Consider the following 10,712-nt stretch of genomic DNA (forward strand, 5'->3'; position numbering starts at 1 on the left):
GTAGGGGGCGCGACGTGACACGGATTTTCGACAACATCAAGCAGGATCTCGGATCCCACCTGCTCAAGACGGTCGAGGTGTCGGACCGCATGGACGTCGCCGTCGGGTACTTCAACCTGCGCGGGTGGGGCGTTTTCGACCAGTTGGTAGGGGCCAAGGCGGCTGACTGGAACGAAGGCGACCCGCCGATCGTCAGAATCCTCATCGGGATGGTGACCGCAGGCGTCCAGCAAGAGACGCTGGACGCGCTGCAAGCGGGGCTCGAAGGCACCTCCGAACCCGACGCTGACGGCAACGCTCAGCGCGAGCGAAAGGCGGTGTTGATCGAGCAACTCCGAGTTCAACTGATGCGTGGACTCCCAACAGCCGCTGACCGCGCCACCCTGCAGTCGCTGCGGGACCTGCTGTCTTCGGGCGCGATCGAGATCAAGGTATTCACCCGACGGCCGTTGCACGGCAAGGCGTACGTGTGCCACCGCGAGGATCTCAACAACCCGATCACGGGGTTCGTCGGCTCTTCGAACCTAACTCGCCCAGGCCTCACCGTCAACTACGAGCTCAACGTCGACGTCGTTGACCTGGCCGCAGCCGAGGACCTTGCCCAGTGGTTCGAGGACCGGTGGTCCGACAAGTTCAGCCGTCCCATCACCGCCGAGATCTTGGACCTGCTCGACGAGTCTTGGGCCCGGCGGGAGCCCCGCCGGCCGTACGACGTGTTCCTGAAGGTCTGCTACGACCTCTCTCGTGACGTGAGGGAGGGGCTCGCGGAATACGCAGTGCCGTCCGCGATCCGCGAGCAACTACTCGACTACCAGGCCACAGCTGTTCAGACCCTGGCTCGGCGGATCATGACGCGTCGCGGGACCATGCTTGGCGACGTCGTCGGCCTCGGCAAGACACTGACGGCGATAGCTGTCGCGCTGATGCTGCGTGATGAGCACGGCTACACGCCGCTGGTCGTGTGCCCGAAGAACCTCGTGTCGATGTGGGAGGAACACTTCGAGGCATACGAGCTGCACGGGCGGGTGGTGCCGTACTCGATGGCGCATGCGATCCTGCCCGCGCTGCGGCGCTACCAGCTCGTGATCGTCGACGAGTCCCACACGCTGCGTAACGACTCCCGCCGCGACTACAAGGCGATCCAGGATTACATCCACGCCAACGACAGCAAGGCCCTGCTCCTCACAGCCACGCCGTACAACATCCGATTCGTGGACGTGGCCAACCAGCTCGGCCTGTACATCGACGATGATGACGATCTCGGCATCTCCCCGGTGAACGCGATCAACGCCGACCCGCGCCTGATCGACAAGGTCGACGGCAAGACGACGACGATGGCCGCCTTCCGGCGGTCCGAGGATGCCGACGACTGGAAGCGCCTGATGAGCGAGCACCTGGTCCGCCGCACCCGGACGTTCATCAAGAACAACTTTGCGCAGACTGACGAGGCCGGGCAGCAGTACCTGGAGTTTTCCGACGGCACCCGGTTCTCCTTCCCACAGCGCATCCCCAAGCCGGTCGATCACTCCTTCGGCCCCAATGACCCTGCAGCCGTCATGGCCGGCAACACCACCCTCGACACCATCACTGCGCTGCGCCTGCCGCGCTACGAGCTCGGCAACTATCTCTCACCGACGGCGGCACCGACAGAGTCGGAGCGCGAGTTCATCGACAACCTCGCCCGCGGCCGCGGCAACGTCGCAGGGTTCGTCCGCACCACGTTCTACAAGCGGCTTTCGTCCTGCGGGCACTCGTTCACGCTGTCCCTCAAACGGCACGTCGCCCGAAACGAATTGTTCCTCTACGCGATCGACAACGACCTGCCCATTCCCGCTGGCACGATCACCGAGAACCAGTTCGGCGAGGACGACGACGACCCGAACGGCGAAGGCGACGGCGATTACTCGACATCGGTCGCGAATCGGTATGCGGCGTTATCAGAAGCGGGCCCCGCGGGCTTGACCTGGATCAGCCCTGGACTGTTCACCCCTGTGCTCCGAGAAATGCTGCAGGCTGACACCGCAGCGCTGCGTGCCCTGCTCAACTCCTACGGCGACTGGAGGCCGGAGACGGATTCGAAGCTCCAGGCGCTCATCCACCTGCTGCAGTCCGACCATCCGGCGGAGAAGGTGCTCGTGTTCACCGAGTACAAGGACACCGCCGAGTACATCGGCGCCGCACTGCGGGCCAACGGCATCCAGGCCGTTGGAGTCGCGACCGGCGACAGCGAGGATCCGACGCGTCTGGCTCACCGGTTCTCCCCCAAGTCCAACGCGCTCCCCGGCCACGACTCTGACGTCACCCCGGAGAACGAGCTGCGCGTCCTGATCGCGACCGACGTCCTGAGTGAGGGCCAGAATCTTCAGGACGCGCACATCGTCGTGAATTATGACCTCCCTTGGGCGATCATCCGGCTGATCCAGCGTGCCGGCCGTGTCGACCGCGTCGGGCAGAAGGCCGACACCGTCCTGCTGTACTCGTTCTTCCACGAGTCCGTCGACAACGTCATCGACCTCAGGCGACGCATCAGCGATCGGCTGCACGCCAATGCCGAGGCGTTCGGGTCGGACGAGCTGTTCTTCGGATCGGACGGAGAGACCAAGGCGATCGCCGACCTGTACAACGGATCGCTCGACGATCAGGACTCCGCCGACGACGTCGACGCCTCAAGCCTCGCCTACCAGCACTGGACCAACGCGACTAAGGACGACGCCGACCTCGCTGCGAAGATCGCGGGCCTGCCCGACATGATCTCCGCGACCCGCCGCGAACGCATCACCGACAGCGACACCGGCGTAGTCTGCTACGTCCGCACCGATTCCGGCATCGACGGTTTCGGCCGCGCTGACTCGGCCGGGACCACCTCACTCCTCACCGGGCACGAGGTGCTCAAGACTTTCGAGGCGGTACCGGAGGAACCCGGGCTCGAGCCGACAGAACAACACGACGCCCTGATCGAGGCCCTGGTGCGCGGACCACTCGCGACGCCGACACTCGCCGCTGGCAGGCTCCGCGGTGTCCGACGAACCCTGTGGCGGCGTTTGGGCGAGACCCTGCACAACCACAACGCCGACACCGCAGCTGCGCTCGATGACCTGTACCAGCACCCACTGACGAAGGACTCCGAGAATCGTCTGAGAAGGGCCGTGCGCAACGGAGCCACCGACGACGAGCTCGCCACCCTGATCACTGCCCTACACCGCGACGGCGACCTCACAGTCACCGCGCGCACCGGCAAGGACCCTATCCGCATCGTCTCGACCATGGGAATCGCACTATGACCGACCACCGCCTCCTCGACCTCGTCGACGCCTGCGACTTCCGCACCCTGTTCATCGACGAACTCGGCTGGGACAACCCCGATCGCCCACCGCTGACGTTCGACGTTGACGGCGTGGACTACACCCTGAACCAGGTCGCCGGTTACAAGGGCCTGCGGATCTGGCGTTGCACGACCCTGCCTCCGCGGCCGGTCCAACGGCAACTCGACGTGCTCGTCGGCAAGGACAACCTGGAACGGCTCGTCATCTTCACCGACGAACAGCGACAGGAGTGGCGTTGGCCGCGTCGCGCGCAGCTCGGATCGATGAACGCCAAGCTTGTCGTCCACCAGCACCTCGTCGGTGACCGGCACACTCACCTCACCGACCGCCTCCGCGCGATCGAGCTCGACTTCGACGAAGACTTGCCACTTGTCACGCTCTTGGAGCGGATGCGCGACGCGTTCGACCGCGAGGCTGAGACGGCATCAGTCGCGGCTGCACGGCTCATGGGCACGCTGTATACCCATCTCGAAACTGCTGGCGTCGGTGAACACGATGCGACCCTGCTGCTCGCGCGACTGTTGTTCCTGCTGTTCGGCGACGACACCGACATGTGGAAGCCGAAGCCTGCTCATGCGTTCGCAGAATTCCTTCGCGATAACACCACACCGGAGGACCTGCACAAGCAGCTGATTGAATTGTTCGGCACCCTCGACGTCGACGAAGATGACCGCGATCTCCCCGCGGATTCACCCCTTGCCAGATTCCGGCACATCAACGGCGGACTATTCCACGGCGACCTCCGGCTTCCACAACTACCCGGAGGGTTCCGCGACGCGCTCCTTGAGGCCAGCGATTTCGATTGGTCGGTCATCTCCCCGGCGGTCTTCGGGTCGATGTTCCAGACCGTCAAGAGCAAGGAAGCGCGCCGACACGGCGGGGAGCATTACACGACTGAGGAGAACATCCTCAAGACGATCCAGCCGTTGTTCCTCGACGAGTATCGCGAACGGCTCGAACGGGCGTGGGACGACAAGGGGCAGCTCACCCGCCTCCACAACGATCTGGCGAAGCTGCGATTCCTCGATCCCGCCTGTGGGTGTGGCAACTTCCTCATCGTCGCCTACCGGGAGCTCCGAGCCCTTGAACTCGATATCCTCAAGCGCCGCCGCGATCTCGACATGGCGGCAATCGCGGCGGGGAAGAAGGTCGAACGCGCTCAACTGTCACTCGACGTCACTTCGGAAATCAAGGTCACGCTCGACCACTTCTTCGGTATCGAGATCGAGGAATGGCCGGCCCGGATCGCGGAGACCGCGATGCTGTTGGTGGACCACCTCGCCAACCAGCAGATGACGGAAGAGTTCGGCGAGGCTCCCGACCGCCTGCCAATCGCCATCGCTCCGACCATCCTCCACGCCAATGCCCTTCACACGGACTGGGCCACGGTGGTCGCCCCGTCGGACCACGTCGTGATCCTCGGTAACCCACCGTTCATCGGCCAGTACACCAAGACGGCGGCCCAGACAGCGGATACCAAGGCCATTTGGGGAGCCCGGTACAACGGCTACCTCGACTACGTCACCTGCTGGTACGCCAAGGCGATCGACTTCTACGGCGCCTACGCAGGCCGTTGGGCATACGTATCCACGAACTCGATCTGTCAGGGTGAAGCAGTCGAGTTCCTCTGGCGACCCATCCTGGAAGCCGGGTGGCGATGCCGCTTCGCTCACCGCTCGTTCCGATGGGTAACTGAGGCCACGGGCGGTGCTGCGGTCCACGTGTCCATCGTGGGCTTCGACAAACTGACGGCACCGGTGCCGGTGCTGTGGACGTACGCCGATGGCGGCAGGGGCGAAGCCGAGCGGCATCAGATCCCGAACATCAACCCCTACCTGTGCGACGCGATCACAGTCCTCGTGAGTAGTCGGACCGCGCCCATGTCTGAGTCGCTACCGGACGTGGACTACGGAAACAAGCCGACCGACGGAGGCAACCTACTGGTGTCTCGCGATCAGCATGACAATGTGGCCACCGACCCGATTGCCGCGCGATACCTACGCCGGTTCGTCGGAGCGCGTGAACTGATTCACGACCTGCCCCGGTGGTGTGTATGGCTGCCGGGGGCACCCGAAACCGACATCTCGGCAAGCCCGGTACTCCGCGAGCGGGTGGCCGCGGTCAAGGAAATGCGGGAGAACAGCAAGAAGGCTGCAACCGTGAGGAAGGCTGCGACGCCGCACCTGTTCGACGAACGTCGTCACCCTGACGTTGACTATCTCGCGATTCCCCGGCACGTCGGAGAGCAGCGGCGGTTCTTCACAGCCCGTCGATTATCTCCGGACGTCATCTGCGGAGACGCGAACTTCTTGGCACCTGACCCTGACGGGTTCGTCCTCGGCCTGTTGTCATCGTCGATGTTCATCGCCTGGATGCGCGGCATTGGTGGGCGGATCAAGTCCGATCTTCGGTTCTCGAATACCTTCGTCTACAACACGTTCCCGTTCCCTCCGATCACCCGAGAGCAGCATCAAGCAGTGACAGCTGCTGCGGCACAGATCATCACCAGCCGTGAGAACCACCCCGGTTCCTCGCTAGCGGACGTCTACGACCCCGACCGGACACCCGCCGACGTCGCCGCCGCCCACGAGGAGCTGGACAAGGTCATCGACGGGATCTTCGGGATCGAGGGAGTCGACGACGAGGTATCCCGACAGCAGCTGCTGTTCAAACGATATGCAGCGATGATCTCAACGAAGAAGGGCTGAGGTGCGACCGTGGCTCCGACAGCGTGGCAGTTCTGGGAGATCGTCGACAGCGTCGGCGAACTGCAATGGCTGGGCATCACCCGGCCGAAGGGCCGCACTGAGCTCGAACGCGCGACAGTGTGGACACTGATCCCCCGCACCCGCGTGTTCATCGCGAACTGGTTCGTAAGCGAGGCGTGGTCAACGGAGGACAGCGGCCTCAGCTTCGAGAACATCGCCTCCGAGTACGCGCGCACCGTCGCCCTCGAGGTGCCTGAGCCCTCGGCTGAGGATCTGTCGCGGATCACGCACCCGGAGCGCCTCCTGACGCTCGATCAGGTGGACACGCACACGCTGCTGAAGGTGCTGGGGAAGCGAGTCGACATCGCGCTGCAGAAACGGCGGTGACCGCGGTGACAGGTCCCGTTCGGCGCACGAGCCCGTTCCTCGACACAGCCCGTTTCGCGTTGAACGAGCTGTCGGACTACCGTTTCCCGATCACGCTCCGCGGCATGCCCTACGAATGCTGGCGCTGCAACGAGAAGTGCCTCGTCCCGTGGCTGGTACACACCCGGTACTGGAACGCCGACGGCCGCAAACACCAGCACGACTCCGAGATGATCACCTCGGAGAAGGCTCTGCCCTACATCCAGGAGTTCCTCCATACGTCCGGCGACAAGGAGTACGCGCAGACGATCATGCCGCGGCGCTCGAAGACGATGCGGACGACCTACCTGTCGCACGGGTGCCGGCGCTGCGACGCACTGTTCGGGGACTTTCCGCTCGGCGACACCTGGTTCGACGAGTTCGTCATGAAGTGGGGCACTGAGCCTGTCGAGGTGTCCAAATCGAAGCTCCCCGTCATCGCGACGCTCGATCGCCCCTACCTCGAGTGGGCAGCGATGTCGATGTACTACCAGGACCAGGTAATTGAGTGCGAAGAGGCGTACGACCGGCAACAGGGCAAGACATAGGCGTCACGCTACGCGATGCCTAGCCCGCCGCGGCGGGGGCGGCGCCAGCCGTCGAGAGCGACCGCCCGCACCTTTACACGCTGTCCGATCTCACTGGGAATTCCCTTGAGCTGGTAGCTGTACGGCTCCGCTCTCCAGTCCTCCAGGACGTAAATCAGGCCCGCGGTCACCGTGGCGGTCTCCATGGTGATCCCCTTCAAGCCCTGGAACCCCTTTGACACGTGCCCCACCCAGTGGAGCCCCGAATCGAACAGCGCGCGTCGCTCAGCTTCGTCCGTCAGTTGGTTTCGGTCCTTGGTCAGCAGCGCGTCATATTTCTGCTCACGTAGGCGGGCGAACAGGGGAATGTCCTGCTCTCCAGACATCCCTTCATCGTGAATGTGCCGAAACTCGTGCTCTCGATAGATCTCACGCAGAGGCGCAAGGCACCCGTAGTTCATATTCTCGTCTAGGAAGAACTTCACGCAGATCTTCCCCTCCGGTGTATTGCCGCCGCGAAGTCGACTGCATCCTGCGCAGCAGCAGGGCTGACGCCGGGGTAGAAGTGGCGGAGGTTGTCGAAGCTGATCGGGTGATCACCACCCACGGCATCGGCGACGGTGTCGAACGGCACCCGCGTCCCATCGATCGTCGGCCACCCACCCAGGCGTCGGGCGTCGACTCGCAGCCGCTCTCTCGGCCGTTCGAAATCCACCACCTCGTCGTCACGATGGTTCCGAAACGGCCTGAAAATGTCGGCAAGCGAGACGATCCGGTACTGGCCCGGCTTCTTGACCAGATCCAAGAACCCTTCGTCGGTCCACACCGCGATACTGTCGTCGGCGACCGCGAAGCGGTATTCGGCCGGATGGTCAGTAAGGTCGAACTCCGGCATTTTCGCGAACGCCTTCCGCACCTTCTGGAGTGAGGTGCCGGAGCGAAGTCTGGCCACGGTACGGAGCGCAACCAGGTCGCGGAACGAGTAGAGCGGAGGCCTGCTAGCGCTGACCTCCGGCACGAGGAGCCCAGTTCGCCGCCAGTTTCGCAGTTGATGTTCAGTAGTGCCGGTAAGCGCCATCGTCAGATCTTCAGGAAAGCTCATCGCACCTCCGCCCATCTGCCTATCGAGTCCCGTTGGACGTGACCCTACAACCGCTGTATGTCACGGACGTGGCGAACGCGACGTTGGACCGCACCCTTGACGCACCCACTGCGCGAACCAGAGAGCCGTCGTTCGGTCGCCGCCGCCCGCGGCACGGCAGGGGGTGATCGAGTCCTGACTCGTACCGTGGCGCTCGACATTCTGGGAGGATCCACGCGTGAACGATGGCAGCGCGATCTCGAACGGCATCAAGCTCGGCCACCTCGTGCTCGAGTCGGATACGTGGATCCATCGCAAGGTCGAGCGGCTCGAGATCGTCGCGACAGGCGAGTGCGTACACCGGGTGTCCGTGGACTTCACCCTGCCGCAACGGTGGGCGCTGAAAGGATCCAAGGGTGCCGCACTGGTGCCCGTGGGGGCGATGCGTAAGGGTCCGCTGCGGGCGTTCACAGCGCGGGGTCCGAGCGACAAGGCGGTCCCCATCCTCGAGACGGGCGCAAACGGTGAACACTCGGTCGCGATGCTGGTAGCCCTGGCAGAGAATGCAAGCCCAGCAGCGGACAAGCTGGAGGCCTTCCGCGCCGTGGCCACGGAAGCTGTATTTCACGCCGGGACGCCCGACGCCGCACTCATGCGGAGGATCGAAGCAACGGTGCGTGAATTGGAGCCCGACCCCCGCCACGCAGAACACCTGACGCAGCTCGTGCAGCAGATGCAGACCACGTTCCTGATGATCGTCGAGATCGACGAAAACATCGTAGGCCGACGCGCGATCGTGAAGTTCGAGTACCGCGAGCCGACCCGAGAGGACCTCTTCAAGGAAAGCGCCCCCGAGATCGAATGGGTCTTCGTCGACTTCGGTCTCGCTGCCAGTACGCACTACGAATTCTCTCCGCCGCCGCTCCTGCTGGTTGCCGACGCGGAGCTGGCACAGACCGCTGTGTACGGCGGCGGCGCTTCCCCGATCGCTCGGGAGACCGGAGATGTGGCGACCACTCATTTCGTGGGACGTCCTGTCCACAGATTCGCGACCGCGACTCTTCGGGTCCGACTCATTCCTCGCAGGTACGGGGCGTACTCAGCGATGTATTTCTCTGCCTGGACGGTCGCGGTGGTCATACTCGGCGGGGTAGCTATCCGAGCCGCGCGCGACCACCACCTACTTCCCCAGTCGCCGCTCGGCGCCTCGCTGCCCCCGATGGTTCTGGCGGCAGGCGGCCTCCTTCTCACATGGATCGCGCGAGCTCCCGAAGACTGGATCACCGCCCGGAATTTGTGGAAGGCGCGGCGGGTACTCCTCCTACTCGCCGCACTCCTCGTGCTTACAGCTGGCTACCTCGCCGTCCCGCTGGGAGAACCGTGGAGGACCGTCGGGTGGGTCACGCTAGCTGGCCTTGCACTTGCGCTGGCGATCTACACCACCTACCGGAGAATGTCGGACGACCGTTGTACGCTCGGGCCACGAGCAAGCGAAAGGTGACACTGATGGGAAAGCAGTCAAGCGCACGCGGCCACGAGCGGGCAGATCGCATCGTGTACGCCGGCGCGGGAGGTGCGCTGATGCGCAACACCTCAATCCTCACCAAGGAGGAGGCCACTGCCGCGATCACAGGGCTCCTCAGCCGCCGCGAGCCAAACCGTAAGGCCCACTCTGCGTAGGGCCTGGAGGTCACGTTTTCGCTGCCACTAGCAGCGATAGGCGACACCCCGGCGGCAACTGCCGCCGGGGTGTTCTGCGCCCTCGGGGCGATACTCGCCGCGCTGCGGTCGGAAGCGGTCCTCCACTAACGATTCGACGGGTGACCCCGAGCCGCAGCGATTTGCTCGAGCTCATCCGTGGACAGCAGTTCGCCGCTACGTCCGTCTACCGCTGTAGGCTGGAGAGCCCGGGTCAGCTCTGGTAGGGCAGCTCTGACACCTCGACTGTCGCGTCCAGGTAACCGTGCCGTTCGAGCATTCGGATTACAGTGGTCCGAGCAAGAGAGTTCGTGACGGACGGCCCGAGGGAGCTTGACCCGGTTCTCCGGACACCTGATCTGTAGCGTCGATGCTGCAGGAGAGGAGTCCGAGTCATGCCCGCTGCCCATCCTGAGGAGTTCCGCCGTCGCGCGGTGAACCTGACCCGTGAGGACGGTGCTTCCGTCGCGCAGATCGCCAAGGACCTCGGTATCTCCGAGTCGTGTTTGCGCAGGTGGATGAGCATCGACGATGTCGATGCCGGCCGCAAAGAAGGCCTGAGCACCACCGAACGCGCGGAGCTGGCCCAGCTGCGCCGCGATAAGAAGCGCCTGGAACAGGAGGTGGAGATCCTCAAACGCGCCAGCGCGTACTTCGCGCGGGAGAACATCCTCCCAAAATAGGATTCCGGCTGGTCTGTGAACTCGCCGCCGACGGGTTCTCCGTCGCGGTGGCCTGCCGGGTCCTGAACGTCTCGACATCGGGCTTCTACGAGTGGCGGAGCCGTCCCGCCTCTGCGCGGGACGAGTCAGATGCTCACCTGGCCAACAAGATCCGTGATATTCATGCCGGATCCCGTGGGTGCTATGGCGCGCCTCGCGTGCACGCGGACCTGCGGCTCGGCGGCGGGATACGGACCGGCCGCAAACGAATCGCCCGGTTGATGCGGATGCTCGGGGTGGCTGGGATC

Annotated in this window: 9 protein-coding genes; 7 read left to right on the forward strand and 2 right to left on the reverse strand. The window is 64.1% G+C overall.

Features of this window, described 5'->3' with window-relative positions:
* Positions 1-14: 14 nt before the first annotated feature.
* The 4 genes from AXK60_RS13760 to AXK60_RS13775 all read left to right on the forward strand — a co-directional run bounded on the left by AXK60_RS13760 (position 15) and on the right by AXK60_RS13775 (position 6,984).
* Positions 15-3,281, forward strand: a complete 3,267-nt coding sequence (locus AXK60_RS13760) for a helicase-related protein (protein WP_068571703.1) — start codon at positions 15-17, stop codon at positions 3,279-3,281.
* Positions 3,278-6,031: a class I SAM-dependent DNA methyltransferase gene (locus AXK60_RS13765; RefSeq protein WP_068571704.1), complete on the forward strand. Its 2,754-nt coding sequence runs from the start codon at positions 3,278-3,280 to the stop codon at positions 6,029-6,031. The genes AXK60_RS13760 and AXK60_RS13765 overlap by 4 nt, the downstream gene beginning before the upstream one ends.
* 9 nt (positions 6,032-6,040) lie before the next feature.
* On the forward strand, positions 6,041-6,418 hold the full coding sequence (locus AXK60_RS13770) for a hypothetical protein (protein WP_068571705.1): 378 nt from the start codon (positions 6,041-6,043) through the stop codon (positions 6,416-6,418).
* A gap of 104 nt (positions 6,419-6,522) precedes the next feature.
* The gene (locus AXK60_RS13775; protein WP_175400023.1) at positions 6,523-6,984 is read left to right on the forward strand and encodes a hypothetical protein; all 462 of its coding nucleotides are present in this window, start codon (positions 6,523-6,525) and stop codon (positions 6,982-6,984) included.
* An 8-nt stretch (positions 6,985-6,992) separates the two neighbouring features.
* On the opposite strand, the gene AXK60_RS13780 is transcribed toward AXK60_RS13775, so the two are convergent.
* Together AXK60_RS13780 and AXK60_RS13785 are read right to left on the reverse strand one after the other, a co-directional pair.
* Positions 6,993-7,448 carry a PIN-like domain-containing protein gene (locus AXK60_RS13780; RefSeq protein WP_068571707.1) on the reverse strand — a complete coding sequence of 152 codons (456 nt, stop codon included), beginning with the start codon at positions 7,446-7,448 and terminating at the stop codon, positions 6,993-6,995.
* Entirely contained in the window at positions 7,445-8,065 is a 621-nt protein-coding gene (locus AXK60_RS13785) for a MerR family transcriptional regulator (protein ID WP_068571708.1), read from the reverse strand. Before AXK60_RS13785 ends, AXK60_RS13780 begins: the two co-directional genes overlap by 4 nt.
* A 217-nt stretch (positions 8,066-8,282) precedes the next feature.
* Here AXK60_RS13785 and AXK60_RS13790 point away from each other — a divergent pair, with 217 nt between their 5' ends.
* The 3 genes from AXK60_RS13790 to AXK60_RS27955 form a co-directional block, all read left to right on the forward strand.
* Positions 8,283-9,545 carry a hypothetical protein gene (locus AXK60_RS13790; protein WP_068571709.1) on the forward strand — a complete coding sequence of 421 codons (1,263 nt, stop codon included), beginning with the start codon at positions 8,283-8,285 and terminating at the stop codon, positions 9,543-9,545.
* A 592-nt stretch (positions 9,546-10,137) separates the two neighbouring features.
* Positions 10,138-10,425 (forward strand): transposase, encoded by a 288-nt coding sequence (locus AXK60_RS13795; protein ID WP_068570321.1) that lies wholly within the window; start codon positions 10,138-10,140, stop codon positions 10,423-10,425.
* A gap of 47 nt (positions 10,426-10,472) precedes the next feature.
* On the forward strand, positions 10,473-10,712 hold a 240-nt coding region (locus AXK60_RS27955), incomplete at its 3' end, for an IS3 family transposase (protein WP_175400024.1).

Origin of the sequence: Tsukamurella pseudospumae, from assembly GCF_001575195.1 — a bacterium.
Taxonomy (GTDB): Bacteria; Actinomycetota; Actinomycetes; order Mycobacteriales; family Mycobacteriaceae; genus Tsukamurella; species Tsukamurella pseudospumae.

What these genes read in the sequence shown, in the direction of transcription:
- AXK60_RS13775 (WP_175400023.1), top strand. Translation starts at nt 6,523, where the DNA reads ATGCCCTACGAATGCTGGCGCTGCAACGAGAAGTGCCTCGTCCCGTGG.
- AXK60_RS13795 (WP_068570321.1), top strand. Translation starts at nt 10,138, where the DNA reads ATGCCCGCTGCCCATCCTGAGGAGTTCCGCCGTCGCGCGGTGAACCTG.
- AXK60_RS13785 (WP_068571708.1), bottom strand. Translation starts at nt 8,065, where the DNA reads ATGAGCTTTCCTGAAGATCTGACGATGGCGCTTACCGGCACTACTGAA.
- AXK60_RS13765 (WP_068571704.1), top strand. Translation starts at nt 3,278, where the DNA reads ATGACCGACCACCGCCTCCTCGACCTCGTCGACGCCTGCGACTTCCGC.